This is a genomic window from Janthinobacterium lividum (genome assembly GCF_011601275.1).
Lineage (GTDB): Bacteria > Pseudomonadota > Gammaproteobacteria > Burkholderiales > Burkholderiaceae_D > Janthinobacterium > Janthinobacterium lividum_E.
In genome coordinates, this window is the sequence record NZ_JAAOLY010000005.1 from 199,946 (window position 1) to 223,171 (window position 23,226).

Annotated in this window: 24 protein-coding genes; 10 read left to right on the forward strand and 14 right to left on the reverse strand. The window is 62.4% G+C overall.

What is annotated here, in order from left to right; translation table 11 throughout:
* Positions 1 to 334: 334 nt before the first annotated feature.
* From GYK42_RS09910 to GYK42_RS09920, 3 genes are all read right to left on the reverse strand, one after another.
* Complete coding sequence (locus tag GYK42_RS09910; RefSeq protein WP_166447372.1) at positions 335 to 3,211, reverse strand: insulinase family protein; 2,877 nt, start codon at positions 3,209 to 3,211, stop codon at positions 335 to 337.
* A gap of 168 nt (positions 3,212 to 3,379) precedes the next feature.
* Positions 3,380 to 4,366, reverse strand: a complete 987-nt coding sequence (locus tag GYK42_RS09915; RefSeq protein WP_240943535.1) for a sensor domain-containing diguanylate cyclase — start codon at positions 4,364 to 4,366, stop codon at positions 3,380 to 3,382.
* 90 nt (positions 4,367 to 4,456) lie between these two features.
* Positions 4,457 to 5,356, reverse strand: coding sequence for a sensor histidine kinase (locus GYK42_RS09920; protein WP_166447373.1), 900 nt, complete (start codon positions 5,354 to 5,356; stop codon positions 4,457 to 4,459).
* Positions 5,357 to 5,645: 289 nt separating this feature from the next.
* Between GYK42_RS09920 and queE the strand changes: the two genes are divergently transcribed.
* From queE to GYK42_RS09960, 8 genes are all read left to right on the forward strand, one after another.
* Entirely contained in the window at positions 5,646 to 6,281 is a 636-nt protein-coding gene (gene queE / locus GYK42_RS09925) for a 7-carboxy-7-deazaguanine synthase (RefSeq protein WP_034755996.1), read from the forward strand.
* A 10-nt stretch (positions 6,282 to 6,291) separates the two neighbouring features.
* Positions 6,292 to 6,738, forward strand: coding sequence for a 6-carboxytetrahydropterin synthase QueD (gene queD, locus GYK42_RS09930; protein WP_034755997.1), 447 nt, complete (start codon positions 6,292 to 6,294; stop codon positions 6,736 to 6,738).
* Positions 6,731 to 7,240 (forward strand): tRNA adenosine(34) deaminase TadA, encoded by a 510-nt coding sequence (tadA, locus tag GYK42_RS09935; RefSeq protein ID WP_166447374.1) that lies wholly within the window; start codon positions 6,731 to 6,733, stop codon positions 7,238 to 7,240. The genes queD and tadA overlap by 8 nt, the downstream gene beginning before the upstream one ends.
* 202 nt (positions 7,241 to 7,442) lie before the next feature.
* Positions 7,443 to 9,806: a TonB-dependent hemoglobin/transferrin/lactoferrin family receptor gene (locus GYK42_RS09940; RefSeq protein ID WP_166447375.1), complete on the forward strand. Its 2,364-nt coding sequence runs from the start codon at positions 7,443 to 7,445 to the stop codon at positions 9,804 to 9,806.
* Positions 9,807 to 9,867: 61 nt separating this feature from the next.
* Positions 9,868 to 11,025: a hemin-degrading factor gene (locus GYK42_RS09945; protein WP_166447376.1), complete on the forward strand. Its 1,158-nt coding sequence runs from the start codon at positions 9,868 to 9,870 to the stop codon at positions 11,023 to 11,025.
* Between the two features lie 152 nt (positions 11,026 to 11,177).
* Positions 11,178 to 12,095 (forward strand): alpha/beta fold hydrolase, encoded by a 918-nt coding sequence (locus tag GYK42_RS09950; protein ID WP_166447377.1) that lies wholly within the window; start codon positions 11,178 to 11,180, stop codon positions 12,093 to 12,095.
* 32 nt (positions 12,096 to 12,127) lie between these two features.
* Positions 12,128 to 13,045: a muramoyltetrapeptide carboxypeptidase gene (gene ldcA, locus GYK42_RS09955; RefSeq protein WP_166447378.1), complete on the forward strand. Its 918-nt coding sequence runs from the start codon at positions 12,128 to 12,130 to the stop codon at positions 13,043 to 13,045.
* 35 nt (positions 13,046 to 13,080) lie between these two features.
* Positions 13,081 to 14,238 (forward strand): DUF418 domain-containing protein, encoded by a 1,158-nt coding sequence (locus GYK42_RS09960; RefSeq protein ID WP_166447379.1) that lies wholly within the window; start codon positions 13,081 to 13,083, stop codon positions 14,236 to 14,238.
* Here GYK42_RS09960 and GYK42_RS09965 read toward each other — a convergent pair.
* Complete coding sequence (locus tag GYK42_RS09965; RefSeq protein WP_166447380.1) at positions 14,235 to 14,948, reverse strand: SOS response-associated peptidase; 714 nt, start codon at positions 14,946 to 14,948, stop codon at positions 14,235 to 14,237. The two genes, GYK42_RS09960 and GYK42_RS09965, sit on opposite strands and share 4 nt — an antisense overlap.
* A gap of 142 nt (positions 14,949 to 15,090) precedes the next feature.
* Between GYK42_RS09965 and GYK42_RS09970 the strand changes: the two genes are divergently transcribed.
* Positions 15,091 to 15,312 carry a hypothetical protein gene (locus tag GYK42_RS09970; protein ID WP_046682796.1) on the forward strand — a complete coding sequence of 74 codons (222 nt, stop codon included), beginning with the start codon at positions 15,091 to 15,093 and terminating at the stop codon, positions 15,310 to 15,312.
* A gap of 7 nt (positions 15,313 to 15,319) precedes the next feature.
* Here the strand turns inward: GYK42_RS09970 and GYK42_RS09975 are convergent, their stop codons facing one another.
* The 10 genes from GYK42_RS09975 to GYK42_RS10020 form a co-directional block, all read right to left on the reverse strand.
* Positions 15,320 to 15,565 carry a hypothetical protein gene (locus GYK42_RS09975; protein WP_166447381.1) on the reverse strand — a complete coding sequence of 82 codons (246 nt, stop codon included), beginning with the start codon at positions 15,563 to 15,565 and terminating at the stop codon, positions 15,320 to 15,322.
* 73 nt (positions 15,566 to 15,638) lie between these two features.
* Entirely contained in the window at positions 15,639 to 15,944 is a 306-nt protein-coding gene (locus GYK42_RS09980; RefSeq protein ID WP_166447382.1) for a hypothetical protein, read from the reverse strand.
* A gap of 233 nt (positions 15,945 to 16,177) precedes the next feature.
* The gene (locus tag GYK42_RS09985; RefSeq protein ID WP_046682793.1) at positions 16,178 to 16,384 is read right to left on the reverse strand and encodes a hypothetical protein; all 207 of its coding nucleotides are present in this window, start codon (positions 16,382 to 16,384) and stop codon (positions 16,178 to 16,180) included.
* A 94-nt stretch (positions 16,385 to 16,478) separates the two neighbouring features.
* A complete protein-coding gene (mntP, locus tag GYK42_RS09990; RefSeq protein WP_166447383.1) occupies positions 16,479 to 17,048 on the reverse strand; it encodes a manganese efflux pump MntP in 570 nt (189 codons plus the stop codon).
* Between the two features lie 60 nt (positions 17,049 to 17,108).
* Positions 17,109 to 17,963: an undecaprenyl-diphosphate phosphatase gene (locus tag GYK42_RS09995; RefSeq protein WP_166447384.1), complete on the reverse strand. Its 855-nt coding sequence runs from the start codon at positions 17,961 to 17,963 to the stop codon at positions 17,109 to 17,111.
* Positions 17,964 to 18,057: 94 nt separating this feature from the next.
* Positions 18,058 to 18,909 (reverse strand): alpha/beta hydrolase, encoded by an 852-nt coding sequence (locus GYK42_RS10000; protein WP_166447385.1) that lies wholly within the window; start codon positions 18,907 to 18,909, stop codon positions 18,058 to 18,060.
* A gap of 85 nt (positions 18,910 to 18,994) precedes the next feature.
* On the reverse strand, positions 18,995 to 19,636 hold the full coding sequence (locus GYK42_RS10005) for a hypothetical protein (RefSeq protein ID WP_166447386.1): 642 nt from the start codon (positions 19,634 to 19,636) through the stop codon (positions 18,995 to 18,997).
* A 90-nt stretch (positions 19,637 to 19,726) separates the two neighbouring features.
* Positions 19,727 to 20,053 carry a hypothetical protein gene (locus GYK42_RS10010; protein ID WP_166447387.1) on the reverse strand — a complete coding sequence of 109 codons (327 nt, stop codon included), beginning with the start codon at positions 20,051 to 20,053 and terminating at the stop codon, positions 19,727 to 19,729.
* Between the two features lie 25 nt (positions 20,054 to 20,078).
* Positions 20,079 to 20,759 carry a hypothetical protein gene (locus tag GYK42_RS10015; RefSeq protein WP_166447388.1) on the reverse strand — a complete coding sequence of 227 codons (681 nt, stop codon included), beginning with the start codon at positions 20,757 to 20,759 and terminating at the stop codon, positions 20,079 to 20,081.
* Between the two features lie 97 nt (positions 20,760 to 20,856).
* Positions 20,857 to 22,527, reverse strand: a complete 1,671-nt coding sequence (locus GYK42_RS10020) for a DUF6138 family protein (protein ID WP_166447389.1) — start codon at positions 22,525 to 22,527, stop codon at positions 20,857 to 20,859.
* A 232-nt stretch (positions 22,528 to 22,759) separates the two neighbouring features.
* Here GYK42_RS10020 and GYK42_RS10025 point away from each other — a divergent pair, with 232 nt between their 5' ends.
* Positions 22,760 to 23,017 (forward strand): DUF1488 family protein, encoded by a 258-nt coding sequence (locus GYK42_RS10025; protein WP_166447390.1) that lies wholly within the window; start codon positions 22,760 to 22,762, stop codon positions 23,015 to 23,017.
* Positions 23,018 to 23,226 lie beyond the last annotated feature (209 nt).

The following is a 23,226-nucleotide window of genomic DNA, read 5'->3' on the forward strand; positions in this document are numbered from 1 at the left end:
ATTAGTAAATAAACAATGAAAAAAATACACCGTAAATATGGTAACTTATTGTTTTGTAAGGAATAATTTATAATTATTCTTGTTTTAAATGGCATTTTTATATTTCACGGAAGTCCACTCAAGTTGCAAACTTTTACATTTGTAATATGTTGCAGATGCACCGTTCTGGTGCGGAGAAAGCGCCTCTATGGAGTCTCCGGTAAGGCGAGATAATATCTGCAGATAATCGCCAATGAATGCTGCGCCGCGCCATTTTCGTGCATAAAAAAGGCCGCCAGCTTTATGCTGGCGGCCTTGATTGCATTTAATTGGTGCGTTATTTTTTCTGCTGCGCTTACCTGGCGAATGCCTGCGCCGCCTGCGTCACCGTGACCGCTGCCGGTTCGATGCCCAGCTTCATCGCGCCGATGACCTTGTCTTCATCGAGCAGGGCCTGCGGCTTGTTGCCGTCGTACTTGATGGGAGAAAACGCGTCGCTGACGAGTTTTTCCTTCAAGCCGGCCGCATCCTTGGCGACGATCACCACGGACAGGTTCTTCGCCGACAGGTGCTGCTGGATGGCGCGGTTGACGTCCGCCAGCGTCAGTTTCGACAAGCCATCACGCATCAGCTTGGTGAACTCGGGCGTGCCATACCATTGCGAGTCGAGCGCATAGCCCAGTTGCTGGTCCTGCGTCGACGTCATGACGAAGACGTTCTTCATCAGGTAGTCGCGCGTGGTGGCGAAGTCGTCCTGCGTCAGGCCGTTGTCGATAAGTTTGCTCAATTCCGTCAGGGCCACGCGCAGCGCGAAGTGGGCGTTGTCGGGCGCCACGGGGCGGACCCAGATTTCGAACAGCTGCGCCTTGCGACCCAGGTTCGGGTTCGGGAAGAACTGGAACATGCCCCGCGGGAAGGCTTCGATGTACGCATAATCGCCATAATTCATGCCGCGGATTTCACGGATGCGCTGGTACAGGTAGGAATTCGAGGCGCGGTGTTCGCCCAGCCACGTCTTCGCCAGCCACAGGGCGGGAAAGTCCGGGTGCGTGCGCGTCACATCGAGCGGCAGGCCGAAGGAAATCGCCGTGGCGCGCGTGTTTTTCTCGATGATTTCCACTTGCAGGCCATTCACCTTGCGGCCCACGGGTTTGACGGTGGCGGGCAAGCCCGAACCGGCCGGCAGCTTGCCCAGCGCCTGCGTCAGCGATGCCGTCATGGCGTCCGATACATCGCCGGAAATGCCGACCTTGACGGCGCCTTGCGCATACGCGCTCTTCCAGAACTGTTTCACGTCGTCGAGGGTGATGGCGTCGATGCCGGCGACCGTGCCCAGCACGGGGTGGCCGTACGGCGTGCCCGCATACACATTGGTTTGCAGGCGTTCCTTGGCGAATTCCTCTTCGTTATTGTCCTTCAGGTCCAGCAGCAGCGCGTTCTTTTGCGCATCCTTCAGACGGCGGAAGTCGTCTTCGCGAAAACCCGGCGAGAGCAGCAGGGGCAAGGCGATGGCGTTGAACTGGGTCCAGTTATCCTTGTGGATGGAGCCCGTAAACGTTGTCATTTCCTTGTCCGTCTGCTGGGAAAAACTGCCGGCCAGCGGGAACAGGGCCTGATTGACTTCGTCGATCTTGCGCTCTGACGAGCCGCCCGACGCCACCATCGCGGCCGTCAGCGCGGCCAGGCCTTCCTTGCCTTGCGGGTCTTGCGCGGAACCTGCCATAAACAGCAGCTTGTAGCGGATTTGCGGCAGCGCGGACTTTTGCACCAGCACGTCGAACTTCGCGTTCGAGGCGGCCGGCAACAGGCTGGCCAGCTTCGGCGTGGTGGCGATGGCGGCCGCCATCGGCTGGTGCGACAGGGTCGTCACCACCAGGCCCTCGTCCGTCAGGTATTTGCGCGCGGCCGCCTGCAGGTCGGCCGGCGTGAGCGTATCGATCAGGCGGTAGTACTGGTTGATGGTGGCGTAGGAACGGTCGAAATGCACGAAGGACGCCAGGGTGCCGGCGATCTGCTCCGTGTTGTCGAGCGAGCGGATCAGGCCGTATTTTTCGGCCGACTTGGCGTCCGCCAGATCTTTGTCGCTCACTGGCGTGTCGCGCAGCTGCGCCACGGTAGCCAGGATGGCATCGCGCACGTAGACGGCGTCATCGATGTTTTTCACGCGCGCGCCCAGCACCGCCAGGGTCGGATCGACCCGCTCCGGCGTCATGTCGAACAATTGATCGACCTTTTGCTCGTTCTGCACCAGGCGTTTATACAGCGGCGAAGTGCGGCCGAACGACAGCGACAGCAGGGTCGCCAGTGCGGCCTGGTCCTTGTCCTTCACGGAAAACGCGGGCGCGTGGAAGCCCACGGCCACCCACGGCAGGGTCGGCGTGGGCCAGGCCACGTGCTTGTAGACGGGGCCTTGCGGCTTTGGCTCCACGGGCACGGCCGCCTGCTGCTTGCCGCGCTGCCAGCCGCTCCAGTATTTTTCCACCAGCGCAAAGGCTTGCTGCGGTTCCACGTCGCCGGCGATGATGATGGTGGTGCGCTCGGGACGGTACCAGCGGTCGAAGAAGATCTTCGAGTACGCGTACTGGTTCGGCATGTCTTCGATGTCCTGGATAAAACCCATCGTCGTGTGCTTGTAGGTATGCGTCGTGTAGGCGCTGTCGCGCATCACTTCAAACAGTTTCGAGACGGGATTGGCGCTGTTCTTGTTGTACTCGCCCAGCACGGCCCGCGATTCCGTCTTGAACGCGTCTTCCGCGTAGTCGAGGTGCTGGAAGCGGTCCGCTTCCACCTTCAGCACGGTTTCCAGGTCTTGCTTGGCAAACGTCGTGTGGTAATTGGTCAGGTCGTCGCTCGTATACGCGTTCTGGCGCGCGCCGGCGCGGGTGATGACTTCCTGGTATTTCTCGGGCGGATACGCTTTGGTGCCGCGGAACATCATGTGCTCGAAGAAATGGGCGAAGCCTGACTTGCCCGGTTCGACTTCATTGCGCGAACCCGTCTGCACGGGAATCTGCAGGGAGACGAGGTTCGGGAAGCCGGTCGGCACGATGATGATCTTCAAGCCATTGGGCAGGGTCTTTTCCGTTGCCTTGAATGGCAGCAGGTCGGCCTTGCTGGCGGCGGCGCTGTGGGCGGCGGCCGGCTTGACGGGTGCGGCGCCCAGGTTCGACGAGGCCATGGCCGACAGGGCCAGGGCGAAAGCGGGTAATAAAACGGGCATGATTCTTGACACGGGGGCTCCTTCTTTTTTTGGGAATGTGGAAAGTGCAACGCCGCAGCATAGAAGATTCTTGCCGCCCTGCATAGGGGCCGGCCGGGCTGGGCAGTGACGATTGAGTGGCCGGGCCGCAGCATGCGCGCCGCCATGCGGGCCGGGCCGGCGCACGGGGGCACGGACGCCTTACGCGAGTGTCGTTTCCGGCAAGCTGATGCGGTTGCGGCCCAGGTGCTTGGCGCGGTACAGGGCGCAGTCGGCCGTGTGGATCAGTTGCCCCAGTTCCGTGCCAATGCCGGGCAGGGCCGTGGCGGCGCCGATGCTGACGGTGACGCAGCCGCTGTCGGCACGCTTGCGTGGCAGTTGCAGCCGCTCGACGCGCTGGCGGATGCGCTCGGCCACGATGGCCGCTCCCTTGAGCGACTGGTTCGGCAGGATGACGGCAAACTCTTCGCCGCCGTAGCGGGCCACCAGGTCGTTGGCGCGCATTTCGCTGGCCACGGCGCCGGCCACCTTGCGCAGGCACAGGTCGCCGCCCTGGTGGCCGTGGTTGTCGTTGTATTCCTTGAAATTGTCGACGTCGACCATCAGCAGCGACAGGGGCTGCTCCTGCCGCTGGGCGCGCTGCCACTCGGCCAGGATGGTGTCGTCGAAGCAGCGCCGGTTGGCCAGCCCCGTCAGGCCATCGCGTGTGGCCAGGCGTTCCAGTTCCACGTGTGCGCGCTTTTCATCCGTCATGTCGCGCAGGGTTTCGACGACGGCGATCAGTTCGCCGTGATTGCCGTAGATGGGGCTGGCATCGACGGCCAGGTAGCGCCGCCGTCTCGTGCGCGGCATGTCGCACCAGTTTTCCGCGCACAGGTTGCTGCCCGTGCTGCTGCGGTATTGCTGCTGCGTATGCAGGACGCGCATGTCGCCACCGCGCCCGGCCAACAGCAGGTCGGCCAGGGTGGGGCGCTCGTCGTTGTAAAAGCAGCGGCCCGGCTCTCGCGCGCCCAGTACTTCGGCCGCCGGCACCCCCGTCAACTGCTCGCAGGCGCGGTTCCAGATCATCACCCTGCCATGCACGTCGAGTACAAAAGTGGGCACGACCAGTAATTCCATCATCTTGACGGCGAAACCCTGGGCTTCACCATACGGCGATGCGCTGGCATGTGCGTGGCTATCCGGCATGAAAGCATCCTTCTTGGGCGTGAATGGGGGCAGGCTCGTTGGCCATGATGCAGCGTCGAGCGTTGATGATGTTGATATCGAGCAATATTTTCAGTGATGGGGCATTGTCTCGTCGTGGCAGATTGGCAGGGGCAGCGATACGCGCAAGGTGGTGCCGGCGCCGCTGCGGCTGTCGATGTGCAGGCTGCCGCCGGCGGCCACCACGCGCTCATGCATGCCTGACAGGCCGCAACCGAGGCGGGGCGGCGAACCCGACAGCCCGATGCCATCGTCGCTGATGCGGCAAGCGACGGTGGCGCCCGTTTGCTGCAGGCACAGCTGGACATGCGTGGCGCGTGCATGGCGGGCGATGTTCGCCAGCGCTTCCTGCACCACGTGGTACAGCAAGGCGCCATGCGCGCGGCCGGCGGCGGCGTCGAGCCGGTAGTCGCAGCCGCAGCCGATGCCGGTGGTGCGCGCAAAGTCGGCCAGCAGTTGGTCGCAGGCCGCTTGCAGGCCGGCGTCGAGGGCCGGCGGGCGCAGGTCATGGATGACGCAGCGCAGCGCCGCGATGGTCAGGTCGACATTGCGCGCGATCACGGCCAGCTGTTGCGCCAGTTGGGGAGCCGCGCCATGCGTGCTCGTTTGCAGCATGGACAGGTCGATTTTCAGGGTCAGCAGATGCTGGCCCAGGTCGTCGTGGATGTCGCGCCCGATGCGCAGGCGTTCCTGTTCGCGCGCCTGTTGTTGGCCGCTGGTCAGGCGCACCTGCTCTGCCTCTTCTCGCAGCTGTTCCAGCGCCTCCAGGCGCAGCGCCAGGCGGTGTTGGCGCCACAGCAGCAGCGCCAGCGCGCCGAGCAGGATGGCGCAGGCCAGCATCAAGGGGGAGGGTGCGCCGGCCGGCAGCATCGGCCCGGCCGCGTATCCGGCGTGCAAGGAAGCGAGTGCAGCGGCCGCCAGGCAGGCCAGAATGCTCAGGCGGTACGGCAGGCGTAGCCAGCGTTGCATCATTTCCTCGCTCCCTAAATGTTTTCCAGCATGCAATGTTATTACAGAAAATATATTGACTCGAGGCTATTTATATTGTCTAAACGCAAAAGCTGCGCAGTTACGCCCGCCATTGTGGCTTTCTTGCTCCTGACTGCCGCGTCGGCAGGTGACGGGCACGGCATTTGCACGGGAAGTGTCATGGCGGCATATAATAGAGGGTTGTCAATCGGCTTTTGCGGTGACGGCGCTGTGCGCCGGCACCGGTGCGTACGCCCTGCGCGATGACGCCAGCCAGCTCTTAGGAAATACAGTGACTTATAGCATCAAAGAGATTTTTTATACCCTGCAGGGCGAAGGTGCGCACGCGGGCCGTCCGGCCGTGTTTTGCCGCTTTTCCGGCTGCAACCTGTGGACGGGCCGCGAAAGCGACCGCGCCACGGCCGTGTGCCAGTTCTGCGACACGGATTTCGTCGGCACGGACGGCGAACTGGGCGGCAAATTCAAGACGCCCGAGGAACTGGCCGCGCTGATCGACAGCCTGTGGCCAGCCAGCTACGCACCGAGCAAATACGTGGTGTTTACGGGCGGCGAGCCGCTGCTGCAACTGGATACGGCCCTGATCGACGCCATGCATGCGGTCGGCTTTACCATCGCCATCGAAACCAACGGTACCTTGCCCGTGCCGGCCGGCGTGGACTGGATCTGCGTCAGCCCGAAGATGGGCTCGACACTGGTCGTCCACAAAGGCAATGAAATCAAAGTGGTGATTCCCCAGTTCCAGCAAGACCTGGCTGCCTACGAACAACTGGACTTCGAGAACTTTTTTGTGCAGGCGATGGATGGTCCTTTGGCCGCGCACAACATGAAGCTGGCCATCGAAACGTGCAAAAGCAACCCGAAGTGGAAGCTGAGCCTGCAAACCCACAAACTCCTGCAAATACCTTAACAAGAAATATATGCTGACTATCACACGCAAGCTCGAATTCGACGCGGGCCACCGCATTCCCGACCACAAAAGCCAGTGCCGCAACCTGCACGGCCACCGCTACACGGTGGAAATCACCCTGGTCGGCAAGGTCATCGAAGCGGAAGGCAATTCCGACAATGGCATGATCATGGACTTTTCCGACGTGAAAACCCTGGCCAAGCAGCACCTGGTCGACGTATGGGACCACGCCTTCCTCGTCTACGAAAAAGACACGGCCGTGCGCGACTTCCTGGCCAGCCTGCCCGACCATAAGACTGTCGTCATCGACCGCATCCCCACCGTGGAAAACCTGGCGCGCATCGCCTTCGACATCTTGAAGGCCGCGTTTACCGACCATTTCGGCACGGGCTTGCACCTGCATAAACTGGTGCTGCATGAAACGCCAAATTGCTGGGCAGAAGTGACCGATGACTGAAACGCACGCTGGCGCGCAGGACGCGCGCTACATGCAGCTGGCCCTGGAGCAGGCCCAGTACGCGTGGGACCTGGGGGAAGTGCCCGTTGGCGCCGTCGTCGTCAAGGATGGCGAAGTCATCGCCGTCGGCTACAACCAGCCCATCGGCCGCCACGACCCGACGGCGCACGCGGAAGTGATGGCGCTGCGCGCGGCCGCCGAAAAGCTGGGCAACTACCGCTTGCCCGGCTGCGAGCTGTACGTGACCCTGGAACCGTGCGTGATGTGTTCGGGCGCCATGCTGCATGCGCGCCTGGCGCGCGTGGTGTATGGCGCGAGCGACCCGAAGACGGGCGCCTGCGGTTCCGTGCTGAACCTGTTCGAACAGCCGGCGCTGAACCACCAGACGACCATCGTCGGCGGGGTGCTGGCCGATGAGTGCGGCGCGTTTCTCAAGCGTTTCTTTGCCGAGCGCCGCCGCGCCCAGGCGGAAGCGCGCAAGCTGGCAAATCCGCCAGCCTGACATCAACCCAAGATGCCAGCCATGCCAGCCATCCCGGCTGGCATTTTTTATAATTGTTGCGAAATAACATCTGTCTAGACCATTTGCCATTCTCAAATGAGAATGATTCGTGTTACAGTATTGTTTTCGCCAGCAAACTTCCCTTGCGCATCGTTATCGATCCGGGTTCAAGAGCCAGCCTTTACTCTTAGACCGGATCATCATGACTACTGTGCTTCCGCAGCGCACCGCTGCAACTGTCGTATCCCCAGCTCATCTGCCTGCCCGCCGCCATAACCTGGTGCTGCGCGCCGCCTTGCTGGGCTTGTTCGCGGCGCCTTTGCTGCCTGCTACCGCGCAAACGGCCGCCATCAATGCGGGCGTGGCGGCGCAAGAGCCGGCCAAGCTGCCAGTCTTCCCGGAAATCGTCGTCAAGGCCCAGCAGGATTACGCGCGCCGAGCTGGCACCAGGACGGTTGTGACGGCGGAAGATCTGGAGCGCCGCAATGTCACCGAGATGGGTGGCATCGTGCGTTATTTACCATTGATCAGCGCGCCAGCGGCGGCCTCGGGCAGCGGCAGCGTGTGGGATGGCTCTGGGAATACGGGCTACAACATCCGCGGCCTGGAAGGCAACCGGGTCAGCCTCGATGTCGATGGTATTTCCTTGCCCGATGCGGCGCCGAAGCCCGACGCCAATACCCTCAACGCCTTCGGCACGGGCCGTGACTATTTCGATCCTGAAACCTTCCGCGAAGTGCGCATCGATTCGGGCACGACAGCCGTCAGCGGCGCCAGCCCTGGCCTGGGCGGCGGCGTGGCCTTCGTCACCAAGTCGCCCGAGGATTACCTGGGCGAGGGGCAAGACCATTACGTGGCCTATAAATACGGCCGCGCCACGGCCGACCGCAGCAATGCGCACACCTTGACGGGCGCCGCCAGGATCGGCGTCGCCTTGCAGGGCCTGGCCGTGTACGTGCACCGCGATGGCGAGCAGATGGACAGCCGCGGCACCACGCCGTCCAATCCCGACGACTGGCATTCGAACGCCTTGCTGTCCAAGCTGGTGTGGACCTTGCCTGGCGAACAGAAGCTGGACTTGACGGTCGACATGTTCGAGCGCAAGAACAAGCGCGATCTGCGCAGCAAGGTCAGCACGTATTATCCGACCGGCGTGCAGCAAGATTCCACCACCAAGCGCACGCGCGTCAGCCTGGGCCACGACGTGGTGCTCAAGGATTTCGCCCTGTTCGACCGCCTGACGTCGAAAGTGTATCTGCAGAATGCGAAAACCGAAGACCAGACGCAAGGCCTCTATACGTTTGGCAGCCCGGCCCGCCGCTCCATCGAGACCAACTTCAAGAACGACAGCATAGGCTTGAGCTCGGAAGCGTTCAAGCAGCTCAATGCGGACAACGCGCTGCTGTACGGCGTGCAACTGGAACAGCTGAAAACGCGCCGTCCTTGGCGCGAAGACCGTGTCATCGTTGCCACGGGCCAGCATCAGATCACCAACAAGAACCGCATGGCAGACATGGACACGATCAAGCTGGCCCTGTACGTGCGCGACGATCTCAGTTTCAATTTGGCCGGCAAGAAAGCCGTGCTGACGCCAGGCTTGCGTGCCGACTACCGCAAGAACGAGCCGAAAAACCTGCAAACCTATGCGATCGCCGTGCCGAACGCGGCCAGGGAAGTGCGCAAAGAAAGCGACACGTATTTCACGCCCAGCCTGAGCCTGTCCGTGGAAGTGCTGCCGCAGATGAACGCCTACGCCACTTTCACGCGCGGCACGCGCCTGCCGACGGCGGCCGAGCGCACGGGCACCTACGATTCCTTCAGCTATACGGGCACGGGGCAGGGCTATGCCGTACTCGGCAATGCCAACCTGCGCAAGGAAACCAGCAAGGCGTATGAGCTGGGCCTGAAGGGTGACGTCGTCAAGGGCTTGAGCATGCACGCCTCCGTGTACCAGACGGAATACACGGACATGGTCGACTATGTGATGCAAAAAGATGATCCGGTGAACTACCCGACCATCACGCGTGGTTTGTTCCGCCCGGAAAACATCGGCAATGCCCGCACCTGGGGCGCCGAGCTGACCCTGCGCGCGGAACTGGGCGCCTGGGCGCCTGCCATGCAGGGCTACCACGTGGACCTGGCGACGGGCGTGGCCAAGGGACGTTCCTTCAATACGCAGACGGGCGAGAGCGGCGGCCTGAACTCGGTGGCGCCGGCCAAGTCGGCCTTGACCTTCGGCTACGATCATGCGAACCAGCTGTTCGGCCTGGCGCTGACGGCCGTGCATGCGGGCGCCAAACAGGCGCCGGAAAACCTGCTGATCGGCGATGCCGGGCCTTTGTTTACCGTGCCGTCGTACACCATCTTCGACTTGTCGACCTATTGGAACGTGCACAAGAACGCGAAGATCGTCGTGGGCGTTTATAACTTGACAGATCGCAAGTACTGGGATTACGCCGCCTCGCGCAGCCTGGCCGCGGGCACCACGGCCGCCAGCCGCGCCGAGATCGAGCGCTACGCCAAGCCGGGCCGTAATGTGGCCGCCAGCCTCAGCGTCAATTTCTAGGTTTTACCGGGGAGGGGTGCTTGCCCCTCTTTTTTTCCATGTTTGATTGAATGGTCTCTCTATGAAGTTATCCAAACTCGTTCTATCCCTGCTAGGCAGCCTGCTGATCGCAAACGCAAGCGCGGCCCCAGCCACTTTGGCGGAACGCTGGTCCACCTTGCGCACGGAACAGCCGAAGCTGCAGATCCGCGACGCGGCGCGCGCGCTGGATGTGTCCGAAGCGCAATTGCTGGCAACCAATATCGGCAAGGGTGTCACGCGCCTGCAGGCCGATGGCAACCAGCCGCGCGAAATCATGCGCGCCGCGCTGGACCTGGGCATCGTGCAAGCGATCACGCGCAATGAAAACGGCGTCATCGAAACGACGGGCGTCGCCAGCAAGTTCAAGCAGGCGGGCGTCAAGTCGGAACAGGCCGACGCCAAGCAGGATCCGGAAACGGAGGCGCGCCAGCGCAATATCGCCGGCGGCTACCTGGGCGGCCAGATCGACCTGCGTTTCCACTTTGAAAACTGGAAATACGCGTTTGCCGTGGAACAGGCGGGCCGCGACGGCAAGCCGACGCGCAGCCTGCAATTTTTTGACGCCAACGGCACGGCCGTGCACAAGATCTACCTGCGCAACGAGCCTGGCGTGGCCGTCTACGATAAATTGGTGGCGACCTTCCGCCTGCCGCAGCAAAGCGCCGAACTGAACGTGCTGGCCGTGGCGCCCAAGGCCGCTGAAAAGCCCGATGCCGAGATCGACGTCAAGGAATTCCAGCTGGCCTGGAAAGACATGACGGACGTGCACCAGTTCGCGCAAATCATGCGCGAATTCCATCTGTCGCGCGAACAGGCCCTGCGCCTGGCGCCGGCCGGCGTGGTCGAGCGCGTGACGCCTGAAGCGCTGCGCACCCTGCTGGAAAACGCGGCCAAGGACAAGGTCGCCATTATGGTGTTTCTGGGCAACGAAGGCTTGACGCAGATCTACAGCGGCAAGATCGAGAAAACCATGGCCGCCGGCGGCTTCTTCAACGTGCTCGATCCGGACTTCAACCTGCATATCCGCGACACGGCCCTGCGCAGCGGCTGGGTCGTCAAGCGCGGCGGCGTGACTTCCGTCGAATTCTTCGACAAGGACGGCACCCAAGTGGTTTCCTTCTTCGGCGTGCGCGAACGGGGCAAACCGCAGCCGCAAGCGTGGGTGGATCTGGCCGATTCCTTGCCCAAGGCCAAGTAAGTTGCAGCACAGTTGCCGCGCGCCGTACCGGCGCGGCAACACTTCAGCTGAGTACCGCGTGCCGGTCTCATGTCTGAAGCACAATAGTGGTATGCTGATTGCAAGGCCGCAGCGATCGTGCCTGCGTGCTGGTTCCTGGAAAAGAGGCAATCATGGCAACCATCATGGCGAACGGCCTCAACATAGCTTATGAAAGCCACGGCGACCCCAACGATCCGTGCGTGCTGCTCGTCATGGGCCTGGGCATGCAACTGATTGCCTGGCCGGCGGACTTCGTCGAAGGCATCGTCGAACAAGGGTTTCGCGTGCTGCGTTTCGACAACCGCGACAGCGGCCTGTCGAGCAAGATGGCGCAGGCGGGCAAACCGTATCTGCCGCTGGCCTACGTGAAAAACCTGCTGGGCTGGCCCCTGAAAACTTCCTACACCCTCAATGACATGGCTGATGACGCGCTCGGCTTGCTGGCGGCCCTGCGCATTGCACAGGCGCACGTGATCGGCGTGTCGATGGGCGGCATGATCGCGCAAGTGATGGCGGCGCGCGCGCCGCTGCAGGTGCTAAGCTTGACGTCCATCATGTCGAGCAGCGGCCGGCGCGGCTTGCCCGGCCCCACGCGGGCCGCGCGCAATGCCTTGTTGCAACGCCCGAAACGCAACGCCAGCCGCGCCGAACTGATGGCGCACATGGCGGCTACCGTGCGCGTCATCGGCAGTCCCGCCTATCCCGTGTCGGAAAAACTGCTGTACCAGCGCATCGAAGCGGCGTTGCAGCGGGGCAGCTGCCCGGAAGGCGTGGCGCGGCAGATGGTGGCCATCGCCGCCTCGGGCGAGCGCACGGCCTTGTTGCCGAGCATCAGTTGCCCGGCGCTCGTGATCCATGGCGCGGCCGACCCTCTGATCCCCGTCGCCTGCGGCATCGATACGGCGGCGCTGATCCCGGGCGCCCGGCTCGAGGTGATCGAAGGCATGGGGCACGACATGCCGCCCCAGCTGATCGAGCGCCTGCTTGCCTTGATCGATGTGCATCTGCAAGGTAAGATGGCGCCCCAGATGCGCTCCCAGCCAGCCTAGGCGCGCCCACAACTTTTGAAGGCACGGGCATTTTGAAGACACCTGAGATTGGCATCGCCATCGTTGCACCGGGCGGTTATGCGCCCGACGCGGCGGCTTTGGAGCGCGGCATCGCCCGCTTGCAGGCGCAAGGCGCCACCGTCCACAATTACTACGACCCGGAACACACATTCCAGCGCTTCGGCGGCACGGATGCGGGCCGCCTGGCGCAGCTGAACGCGGCCGCTGCCGACCCGGACGTGCAGGTGGTGATCGCCTTGCGCGGCAGCTACGGCATCAGCCGCATCCTGCCCGAGATCGATTTCGAGGCCATGGCCGATAGCCGTAAACTGTTTGTCGGCTACAGCGACTTCACGGCCTTCCACATGGGCTTGATGGCGAAAACGGGCCGCGCCAGCTTTGCCGGCCCCATGATCTGCGACGATTTTACGCGTGACGAGCCCGAGCAATTTACGCTTGATCAGCTGTGGTCGTGCCTGGCCGGTCCCACGCACACGGTCACGGGCACGGCGGCGGGCAATCCGCAGGTCGAGCTGCAAGGCAAGCTGTGGGGCGGCAATCTGGCGATGCTGGTCCACTTGCTCGGCACGCCGTATTTCCCCGAAATCGATGGCGGCGTTTTGTTCCTGGAAGACGTCAACGAACACCCGTACCGGGTCGAGCGCATGCTGCTGCAATTGCTGCACGCGGGCGTGTTTCAGCGTCAGCAAGCCGTGGTGCTTGGTGATTTTTCCGCCTATAAATTGAGCCCCATGGATAACGGCTACGATTTTGACGCCATGCTGGCCTACGTGCGCGAACGCCTGCCCGTGCCCGTGCTGACGGGACTGGAATTCGGCCATATCCGCCGCCGTGTCACCTTGCCGTTCGGCGGTCATGCGCGGTTGCAATCGGATGCGTCCGGCTTCAGCCTGCAAGTGACCGGCTACCCGACCCTGGCGCGCCCCTGAACTCCCTGAACGCCATTAGCGCCAAGCCCGGCAGGTTGCTGCAGCTCGATGTGCTGCGCGGCCTTGCCGTGTTCGGCATTTTGCTGGTGAATATCTGGGGCTTTGCCTGGGGCACGATTTCCTTGCGCTACGGCACCTTGCCGGCGCAGCCGCCCGTGCTGGACCAGATGGTCATCTTTGGCGTGGCGGCGCTGGCGCAATTCAAGTTCTATCCCGTCTTCGCCTATTTGTTCGGCGCCGGCTTTGCCCTGCAGACACGTTCCCTGAAACGCCAGCTGGGCAGCTGGGAGCAGGCGCAAGCGGCATATCGGCGCCGGCTGCGCTGGCTGCTCGTGTTTGGTCTGCTGCATGGTTTCCTCATCTGGAACGGCGACGTGCTGACCTCGTATGCGGTGGCCGGCATGCTGATCCTGCCGCTGGCAGCGGCCAAACTGACCCGCATACGCAACCGCGCCTGGCTGGTGGCGGCCGGTTTCCTGCTGTTCATGTGTTTGCTCATTCCCGTGGGCCAGCAGGGCGGTGCGCCGGACATCGCGCGCGACCTGCAAGGCTTTGCGGAGCGCTACGCCATCTACACGCAAGGCAATGTATTGACCGTGGCCAGACTGCGCGCCAACGATTTTCTTGTCTCCTTGCTGTACGCCATCGTCATGCTGCCGCACATCATCGTGCTGTTCCTGCTGGGCATCCTCTCCGTACGCTTGGGCTGGCTGACGCAGCCGCGGCGCCACCAGCGTCTGTGGCTCCGCGTGCGTGCCGTGGGGCTGGGCGTGGGCTTGCCGTTCAATCTGCTGGCGGCGGGCGCCGTCGCGTGGCAGGTGGCCGATCCATATCAGACCGTGTTCGATACGGCCCTGTTCGAAGTGGGTCTGTTCGCTGGCGGGCCCGTGCTGGCAGCCGGCTATGTGGCGGCGCTGATGCTGGCCGGTCCTTTCATGCTGCGCTGGCTAGGCGCATGGCTGGCGCCCGTGGGACGCATGGCGCTGAGCAATTATCTGCTGCAATCGGTGATCGGCACGTGGCTGCTGCAGGGGCCTGGCCTGGGTTGGGGCGCAAGCCTGCGTCCGGCCGAGATGCTGGGCCTGGCCGTAGTGATCATGACAGGGCAGGTGCTGCTGAGCCGTTACTGGCTGCGGCACTTTCGCCAGGGGCCGATGGAAACGCTGTGGCGCCGGCTGGCTCGGTTGCCTTAATCGGTACCCCAGTCAAACGCGCCTTGCGCCGCGGCCGGTGGCGGCTTGGGTTTGGCGGACGGCACCAGTGGATTATCGACGGCATGCCATTCAAATAATTCCACGTCGAGCATGCAGGTGCGCGCCAGGTGCAGCGCCTGCTCGGGTGTCAATGCGGGGTCGATCCAGCGGTGCGCGTCTTCCAGGCTGACGGCCACGGGTCGGCGGTCGTGGATATCGACCATGCCACCGAGACTGTCGGCAGTCACCAGCACGAAACCTGCCTCTTCGCGGTTGTGCTTGTACGGCCCGAACTGGGCCAGCGCCAGCAGGAACAGGCGCGTGCGGTCCTTGCGGTGGATGTGCCACGGCTGTTTGCTGCCTTTCTCTCCCGTCCATTCATACCAGCCGGAAACGCTGACGATGCCGCGCCCCGCGCGCAACAAGGGCTTCCAGTAGGCGCCGGCGAGTTTTTCCAGGCGGGCATTGATGGCGATGGGGATTTTTTTCTTGCCGGGGGCGGGCACGGCTTGGGCGGCCCAGGCGGGGCGGTAGCCCCAGAAGACATCATCGACCCTGCGTACGCCATCCTGGATATGCAGCACGGGCCGGTAAGTGCCCGGCGACACGTTCAGGTGCGGCTCGGCCTCGCTGTCGAACACCGCGTCGGTCCAGCCAAACGATGACGCCAGCTCGGGCGCCGTGTCATTTTGATCGAGTCGTCCACACATGGCCAAATCATACCTGATCGCCGGGCGCCGCGAGGCAGGCGCGTGCGTGCTTTCTGTGTGTGATCAAACGTACAGACTGCTTACGCGCGCGGGCGCACAGTGAGGTCAGTCAGATCCCTGACGCTCTCGCCTCGGAGGAAATATGTCTTTTGAAAATCCCACCATCCACAAAGGTTTTATTATCAGCGCCACGGCCAGCCAGCGCCGTGATGGCCGCTGGGTCGGCTCGTACGTCAGCCAGAACCAGGCGTGCGGCGCGTATGCGGATACCTGCGACTATGACGATTGCAGCAATGAAAAAGAAGCGCAGCAACTGGCCTTGTCGGTCGGCTGGCGCCTGGCCGATGGCGTGCCGGCACGCTGAAACGGCCTTAGCGCTTGCCCCGCAGGGCCAGCACCAGGCCTGCAAATGGAAACAGCAGGGCGGCGCCCAGCCGTACGGAGGTCAGGGAAGCGGTCTCCACGCCCAGCACATGGGGCAAGGCCAGCAGTAACAAGGGCGCGGGCACGGCAAGCGCGAAGAAAAACAGATACCACGAGTAGCCATTTTTCTTCGCCAGCAAGGCGATCAGCGCGCAGCCGACGAGGAAGACCAGCGGTAAATTCACAAATTCCATGGTGTTGAGTTTTCATCCGGGAAAGCGCATGATTATACGCGCCACCCCGGGTGACCGGATGGGCTTGTCGGCCTCAGTTACCGACGAAATCCGGCGGCTGCGACGCCTGTTTTCCGGCCACCAGGCCATCGGCTGGCAGCAGCGCCTTGATGGCGCCGTTATAGATGAGTTCCTGGGCATACGCCGACGCCTCGATCAAGGCCGCATGCACGGACTTGAAACTGCTCGGCGTTTCAATCAAGACGGGCTTTGCATACACCTGCTGCGTATCGCCGCGCCTGCTGATCAAAATCATGCCCCGGTAGCGCCCATCCTTCTCCAGCGCCCCCGCCACATGAAATTCATACCCCCTGATCTGGTGCTTTTGTCCCTGATCCATGTCTCCCGCCTCCAGACCTGATTGTCATGGCTTTGGACTATCCATTCGATTGGAATAGCTGAGTGTTTGATCTGAATCAATACGTTCACAGAAAAGCTTTAACGAACGTATCGACGCTTGTCGCAAGCGTAGCGAGCGGAGGTGATTTGTGGCTGAGAAGCGCAACCGCACTTTGGTGCGGTGAGCATCGCCAGCCGCAAGGCGCCCTGCGGAGTAGCTTGCGGCAGCCGTCATCACCCAGCGCGAATGGCGCGGATCTGCTGGGCGGTTTCCTCGATCTCGCGATACGCTTCCTGGATATAACCATTGATCGGGTGTCCATCCATCCACTCGAAATAGGCGCGCTCGTCGTGTTTGATGGCAAAGGGAATGTGGTGGTCGCGTATCGATTCGGCCGTTTCGCGCACCAGCGAGGCAAAAAGCAGCTCAATAGTTTCCATGATGGTCACCTTGCAAGACAGGAATGCGGAGCATTTAATGTAGCACAAAGCAGGCCGGCGGCGGCGATGCTTGCCTGTCGTGCGTGCCCAGGCCTCAGGCAGGATGACCGATATGCTCGTACAGGATCACGCAGCCGATAACGATCAGCACGAGGCCGCCCACCAGCTCGGCGCGCCGGCCCGCCACCGTGCCCAGCACGCGGCCCAGCATCACGCCCAGGGTCACCATGACGAAGGTGGAAAAACCGATGGCGGCGGCAGTCACGACAATATTTGCGCCCAGCAAGGCCAGGCCCGCGCCCACCACCATGGCGTCGATGCTGGTGGCCAGGCCCGTCACGGCCAGCACCCAGAACGAGTGCGACTGGGCCGGCGCTTCTTCTTCGTCGCTATCGCCGAGGGCATTGCGTATCATCAGCAAGCCGATGACGCCCAGCAGGCTGAAGGCGATCCAGTGGTCCCATGCTTCCACGTAGGGCGCTGCCACGCTGCCCAGGGCCCAGCCGATGATGGGCGTGATGGCTTCGATGACGCCAAAGATCAGCCCCGTGCGCAGCGCCTCGCGCCATTGCGGCTTGTGCAGGGCGGCGCCCTTGCCCACGGCGGCCGCGAAGGCATCGGTGGACATGGCAAGCGAGAGGGCGGCGGTGGCGGCGAAATTCATCGTTGGCTTTCAGTAAAACTTGGCTGGGATGGTAAGTTGCAAACTATAAACCCGGCGATTTTACCCTACGTACAGCACGACCATGGAAGCGGCCAGGCAATACGCGCCAAAGAGATGCCAGCGACCCTGTTCCAGCCAGCGCGACAGCCAGCGCAGGGCCAGCAAGCCGGCCAGAAACGAGAGCAGCATGCCCAACAGGCTGGGACCGAGCAGGTGCAGCAGGCTGTTGCCGTGTTCGAGGTGGTCCAGGCTGCCGCTGGCCACGGCCTGGTAGAAGCGCCAGCCTTCCTTGACCAGCACGGCCGGCGTCAGCACGACGGCCAGGGCGAAGCTGAATTCCTCGGCGCGGCGCTGCGGCACACCCATGGCGATGCCGGCGGAAATCGTGGCGCCCGAGCGGGAAAAGCCCCGGAAGGGCAGGCACAGGCCTTGCACGGCGCCGATTACCATCGCCTTGCCGATGGACAAGCTGCCATGCTGGCGCGCTTGCTGGCGCGAGGACACAATGATCAGCACGCCGGCGGCAGCCAGCGCGGCGGCCATCAGTTTCGCGTTGCCGAACAGGTGTTCGATCTCGAATCCGGGGGCATCCTTGCTCATGAAATGGGTAATACCCTTCAGCAAGCCGAAGCCGACGATGCCCGTCAGGGCCGTGGCGGCCACGAGCAGCAGGACATTGCTGCGAAAGGCGCTGGCCGAACTGAAATACGTGGCGCGCCAGGATTTCCAGAAATACACGATGACGGCAAACATGGTGCCCGTGTGCAGCATCACCAGCAGCATGGTCAGTTCTGGCGACGTGGGGTCCAGGCCCATCAGCTTTTCCGCCATGATGACGTGGGCGGAGCTGGACACGGGCAGCAGTTCGGCGAAGCCCTGGACGATGGAAAGAATAAATAGTTGCAAGAAGCTCATGGGTATCTGTAATCGGGCTGGGAGAAGGGCCGCCGATTTTACCCGCCAGATGTGGCGAGCCAACCCCGCGCAAGATTACAGTTTGTCCATCTTGTTATTGGCCGGCCGTTCCTTGTGGATTGAACACGGCGCGAAAAGCCCGCAGAGCTGCCGGGTGATAGATGGTGCCATGGGTTTCTTCCGGCATCTTTTCCACATGCCATTGCAAGCCCGACGGCGCCTGTTTTGCCAGCACGTCGGCCAGGCGCTGTACTTCGATGGCGATGCCTGACTCGCTGCTGGACGCCAGATATAAGCTGTGTTTGCCTGGCTTGCCCTTGGCCATCAGCGCGGCCGCCTGGCGCGGCAGCGCGCCCTGATTCCACCACAGGCTGGGGTCGAACGCCAGGTAATGGTCGAACAGCTGCGGCTCCAGCAGATAGGTTTCCACGACGAACAGGCCCGCCAGCGATTCGCCGACGATGGCCGTTTCGCCCGTCGTGCGGTAGCGGCGCTTGATTTCCGGCATCATTTCATCGCGGATGAAGGCCCGGTAAGCGGACGCGCCGCCCACTGCGGGCGCGATCTTGCGGTCTTCGGCGCTGTCCGTCGGTCCCGTCAGGTCGCGCCGGCGCTGGGTGTTTTGCATGCCGACCAGCATGAAGGGGCGCATCGTGCCATTCGCTACCGACACTTGCAGCAAGCCGGCCACGTGCAGGAAATCTTCCGCCACGCCGCCGTCGGGCATGTACAGCACAGGCAGTGGTGCATCTGGCGCTGTATCCCAGGCGCGCGCCACGTACACATTGATGTGGCGCTTTTCCCGCAGCGCCTGCGAATCGATGCTGAAACTTTCGCCGATGACGAGCGGCGTGGCCGCGCTGGCGGCAGCGGTAGCGGTGAGGGGGAGGTAACTGGACAGCAGCAGGGCGGCGGTGAGGTGCAGTGCAAGGCAAGAGCGGCGCATGGTTTCCCGTGATAAGAGTTGGATCGATGGCATGTCCTCTTATAGGCATGCCATCGGGTGATTCTATCTTATCTTTGAAGCAGCATTACTTGATCGTCAAGAGTTGACGCTCGCGTACAATACCGGCCTTGTCGACCGTGTAGGCAACCAGCAGCGCGCCATCCTCGGCGCAGGCATGGCAGGTCATCATGGGCGTGGAAAACAGCAGGCGCTGGCCGCCATCGTCGGTGGCCGTGCTGCCGACGAAATCGGCGGGCGCAAACGGGACGGAGTCTGGATGGGCGGCGGCAAACGCGCGCCAGGCCGGTGTGGCGCGGTCTTCCTCGCGCACGGAACCTTCGTCGACGTCGATGGCCGCGCCATCGCTGCCGATCAGCAAGGTGCCTTCATTCGTGTTGGCGCGGAATGGATAGGTGACGGTGGCCAGGGCCGCCTTGCCCAGCGGGCGCCAGGCCGAGATGAAGCCGGCCTTGTCCGCCTTGACCAGCATCCTGGCGGCGGCGATGGCTTGCGGGTGCGCGCCGCTGCGCTGCATGGTGCGCAGCAGGCAGACGTCGGGCGCCGTGGGCGATTGTTCGCTGCGGCAAGCAGGCAGCGAACGTTCTTGCCAGACGGCACGCGCGTCGATGGGGCCGATGGGCGGGAGGCTGGCCGCCTGCGCGGCCGCCAGGTTGGACAAGGCCAGCACGGCGCAGCAAAATACGTGGCGGGAAAATCGTGTGAGCATGGGCGTCTTTCAATAGCGGAAACAAGAGTTGCCGATTATAGAAGGGCGCTGGCGTGCAAGCGCGCACGGAACGTCCGGCTTGCGCCTCGGTTAACATTTTTTTGCCGCCGCCTGGCGCAAGGCCTTGGCTTCCTGCTTGTTGGGGATGTGCGGACGCGTGGCCAGCTCCGCCTTGACGGCGGCGATGGCGGCGCCGAACAGCTGTTCGGCCTGCTCCACGCTGGCGCCCGCATAGTGGTGCTGGTTGGACTGGGCCGCGCGCAGCCGGCGCAGCAGCGCCAGCAGTTGCTTGCCGTGCATGCTGGCCAGGTCTTGCTCCAGCACTTGCTGGACCACCGCGCCTTCCACATGGTCGGGGTCGATCAGGCGCAGCAAGGCCAGGCCTTCGGGTTGTGGTGCCGGCGTCAATTTGTGCATCCGTCCATTCTAAACGAGGCCAGGATTACAGGTATTCCCAGATTTCATCGAAGGTTTCGCGTGCGAAATCGTTGCGCCAGGCTTCCGAATTCTTTTCACGGCTGACGGCAAACACGGCGCGCCACGTCTGCTTCGGCGAGCTGGTGTAGCTTGCGGCAATCTTTTGCAGGCCGGCCGTGCATTGCTCGACCTTGCAGCCGCTCTTCGCCAGTTGCTGGGCGGCGGTCGCCCATGTCACAGGCACCTTGACGACCTGGCATTCGAAGCTGACGGCGGCCGTCTGCATGCCGTTTTGCACCGTCACCGGGTCCGCCTTGGTGGCCTGGCAAACGGCGCCGTTCTTGGCGGCGATGACATTGGCGGCCAGCAGTTCGGCGGCCGGCGTGACGGCTGCGCGCATGTCGGCGGGGAACAGGTCGGCGATCAGCTTGCCCGTTTGCGTTGGGAACTGGGCGTCCGCTTCCTTCAGGGCGCTGTACGACGCGTATTCGGCGCTTTGCTGGCCCGCCAGGCGGGTGGGGCGCAGGTAGGCGTTGAGTTTGGCAACGCTGGCTTCATCCTGGTTGATGATGGTCCTGATGTACAGGTCGGCGACGGCCAGCGGCGCCAGTTCGACAGCGGTGGGTTCAGCCGCCACGGCGGGTTGCATCAGCGCGGCGGCGAAGGTGGCGGCCAGCAGTCTGGCGGCAGGGAATTGCTTGTGCATGTATTTTCTCCACGATTCAATGTCAGGCGCCAAAAGATGCTCCATAGCAACTCTGGCGCGCGCATTATAGATGGTGAAAGTCATAACGTTGCACACATTAGGCGTCCGCCTTGCTGGCCGCTTCAAGCAAGGACAGCAGCAGCTCCTTGCGCCGTCCTTCCGCCTTGCGCGCCAGGGCCGCCAGTTTTTCCAGTTTGCCCCAGACGGGATACAGCATGTGTTCCACCAGATAGCCGTCCAGTCCTTGCAGTTGCTGGCAGAACAGCTCCAATTTTTCCACCTCGTCCAGCTCCGCCTGGATCTTGACCTTTGCGTTGTCCGTGCATGCGCGCAGGCACGCCGCCAGCACGGGAGCGGAGTCGCGCGTGATGCCGTGTTGTTCGGCAAAGGCCGCCGTGAACTGGTCCTGCACGGACTGGTGTTCCTCGTCGACACTCTCCATGTAATGCTGCACCAGCGGGAAATAGCGGGCATCGAGCAAGCCCAGCCCAAACACGGCATAGCTGCCGGGCATGCAATTCTTTTCGCCTTCCGTGTCGGCATAGAATTCGAATTGCTCGATGGCCGCGCGCGCATACGCTTCCAGCTGCGGTTGCAGGGACGCATGGGCGAGGGCGTTGGCAAAGAAGCGGTGCGTGTCGGATTTCGCCAGTCCCTTGATCGGCAAATATGCCTTGGCCTTGGATTTGAGCTTGATCTGGTAGCTTTTCGGGAAACCGGCTTGCAGCAAATGCGTGATGAAGGCCAGCGCCTGCGCATACGCGCCTTCTTCTTCCTGTGTGATGGTAATGCTGATCGTGGCAAACACATCGTTGGCGCGGCATTCCAGCAGCGTATTTTTTACGTGGATGTCGGCATCGGGGAAAGTGCCGCTGCCTTCCTTGAGCATGCGCACGGCCCGTTCGCTGCCCAGTTCGCGCGCGATTTCCAGGAATGTGAGGCCTGTCGATTTGGCGTAGCTCGGTTCGTGGCGCAAGATCATCACGGCGCCATACAGCAGCAGGTCGATCGGCTGCAGTGTCTTTCCGTCGGGCAAGACGCCCTCCTTCAAGGTGTATTCGGTGGCGCTGTAGCTCGATTTCTGCACATCATAAAACTGCGGCAGGAACTGTTTTTCCGCCCACGCCGACACGGCCTGGATGATATCGCCGCGATGTTCGGCCAGTGCCTGCGGGCGTGACTTGTTCAACTGCTCGATGCGTTCAAATTGCGCGATCGTCCAGGCGATATCGGGCTGCGGAAACAGCTGGGGATCGAGCAGGTGGCGCGTCAGGAAGAAGGTTTCCAGTTTCTTCGTCGGCCTGCTGCCATGCGTGAGCTTTTGTTCGATATACGCGTGTATGTTTTTCAGCAAGGCCTGGCGCTTGCCGTCGTTGACGTATTCCAGCAAGGTCAGGTGCAGCTTGCCCTGCGCCGTCTGGAACTTGCCGCGCAAGGTGAAACGGTAGTCGATCATCGGCGTGTCGACCAGCGGCGCCAGGCGGGCTTGCACCAGCGCCGTCAGCCGCGGTGCGATCAAGTCACGCACTTGCGCATCATCAAGGCGCGCCGGCGTCCGGGGACGCACGTCGTCGTCGAAGCCCAGGTCGATTTCATCGGCAGTGGCGCGGCCCGGTTTGTAATCGAGCATGAAGTCGCTGAAGACGCCCGCTTGCAAGGTGGTCCGATTCACGGCCTCTTCCAGGTCCGTGCGCTGCAGGCGCTCATCGAACCAGGCGTGGATCGCCGTCGTCATTTCTTGTGTTGCCTGCTCTAACAGTGTGCTCATTGACTTCCTTGCCTGGCGCGTGACAGTGCCATGTTTAATATAAGGCACTATTTTAGGTGCACAGGGCCGGCTGCAACAAGGGCCACACACGAGCTACTACTGGTATGCGCTTATGTTCGGTGGCAGACGGTAGCTTGTGCGCCTTGTCGCTATTCTCGGCGTATTTCCAGCGGAAAATCGCGCCGAGCTTGCGCGCCATTGCCGCGACAACCTTGTCAGGAGCCGCCCGGCCATGCCCTATGAAATTCTCCGCGACAGCATCGCGCTCGAGCAGGCGGGTGACGCCATCCGCTTCCATTTGTCCGTCTTCGGGGCGGAAAAGACTTGCCGTATCACCGTCACGGCCTTGTACAGCCTGGATCAGGGACAGGGCGGCGACTTGTTGGCCATTTTCGACGCACATCGCCTGCGCATCGGCCAGCGCGCCTTCTCCTACCTGAGCCGCGATTTGCTGGTCAGCGGCGTGGTCTTGCGCGCCCTTGATTTCTAGTCACTTTTTCCTGCGCTGATGCGCGCGCCTTGGCCAGGTATGGTATTTCCGCACAGATCGTCAAGTAAATGCAGGTATGGCTGGACGGAAATGTTACATCTGGGTATTCTGCGCATCTGATACTTATTTCTATACAGAAAAAGTTAAGAGGGCGGTTCGGGTCGGCGGCAACGCGGCGCGCACTGCCAAGCAAGGTCAGGCATGCAAAG

Excerpts from the sequence above, each read along its gene's own strand:
- GYK42_RS09915 (WP_240943535.1), bottom strand. The coding sequence starts at position 4,366 with ATGCCGGATAGCCACGCACATGCCAGCGCATCGCCGTATGGTGAAGCC.
- GYK42_RS09920 (WP_166447373.1), bottom strand. The coding sequence starts at position 5,356 with ATGATGCAACGCTGGCTACGCCTGCCGTACCGCCTGAGCATTCTGGCC.
- queD (WP_034755997.1), top strand. The coding sequence starts at position 6,292 with ATGCTGACTATCACACGCAAGCTCGAATTCGACGCGGGCCACCGCATT.
- tadA (WP_166447374.1), top strand. The coding sequence starts at position 6,731 with ATGACTGAAACGCACGCTGGCGCGCAGGACGCGCGCTACATGCAGCTG.
- GYK42_RS09940 (WP_166447375.1), top strand. The coding sequence starts at position 7,443 with ATGACTACTGTGCTTCCGCAGCGCACCGCTGCAACTGTCGTATCCCCA.
- GYK42_RS09945 (WP_166447376.1), top strand. The coding sequence starts at position 9,868 with ATGAAGTTATCCAAACTCGTTCTATCCCTGCTAGGCAGCCTGCTGATC.
- GYK42_RS09950 (WP_166447377.1), top strand. The coding sequence starts at position 11,178 with ATGGCAACCATCATGGCGAACGGCCTCAACATAGCTTATGAAAGCCAC.
- GYK42_RS09965 (WP_166447380.1), bottom strand. The coding sequence starts at position 14,948 with ATGTGTGGACGACTCGATCAAAATGACACGGCGCCCGAGCTGGCGTCA.
- GYK42_RS09970 (WP_046682796.1), top strand. The coding sequence starts at position 15,091 with ATGTCTTTTGAAAATCCCACCATCCACAAAGGTTTTATTATCAGCGCC.
- GYK42_RS09975 (WP_166447381.1), bottom strand. The coding sequence starts at position 15,565 with ATGGAATTTGTGAATTTACCGCTGGTCTTCCTCGTCGGCTGCGCGCTG.
- GYK42_RS09980 (WP_166447382.1), bottom strand. The coding sequence starts at position 15,944 with ATGGATCAGGGACAAAAGCACCAGATCAGGGGGTATGAATTTCATGTG.
- GYK42_RS09985 (WP_046682793.1), bottom strand. The coding sequence starts at position 16,384 with ATGGAAACTATTGAGCTGCTTTTTGCCTCGCTGGTGCGCGAAACGGCC.
- mntP (WP_166447383.1), bottom strand. The coding sequence starts at position 17,048 with ATGAATTTCGCCGCCACCGCCGCCCTCTCGCTTGCCATGTCCACCGAT.
- GYK42_RS09995 (WP_166447384.1), bottom strand. The coding sequence starts at position 17,963 with ATGAGCTTCTTGCAACTATTTATTCTTTCCATCGTCCAGGGCTTCGCC.
- GYK42_RS10000 (WP_166447385.1), bottom strand. The coding sequence starts at position 18,909 with ATGCGCCGCTCTTGCCTTGCACTGCACCTCACCGCCGCCCTGCTGCTG.
- GYK42_RS10005 (WP_166447386.1), bottom strand. The coding sequence starts at position 19,636 with ATGCTCACACGATTTTCCCGCCACGTATTTTGCTGCGCCGTGCTGGCC.
- GYK42_RS10010 (WP_166447387.1), bottom strand. The coding sequence starts at position 20,053 with ATGCACAAATTGACGCCGGCACCACAACCCGAAGGCCTGGCCTTGCTG.
- GYK42_RS10015 (WP_166447388.1), bottom strand. The coding sequence starts at position 20,759 with ATGCACAAGCAATTCCCTGCCGCCAGACTGCTGGCCGCCACCTTCGCC.
- GYK42_RS10020 (WP_166447389.1), bottom strand. The coding sequence starts at position 22,527 with ATGAGCACACTGTTAGAGCAGGCAACACAAGAAATGACGACGGCGATC.
- GYK42_RS10025 (WP_166447390.1), top strand. The coding sequence starts at position 22,760 with ATGCCCTATGAAATTCTCCGCGACAGCATCGCGCTCGAGCAGGCGGGT.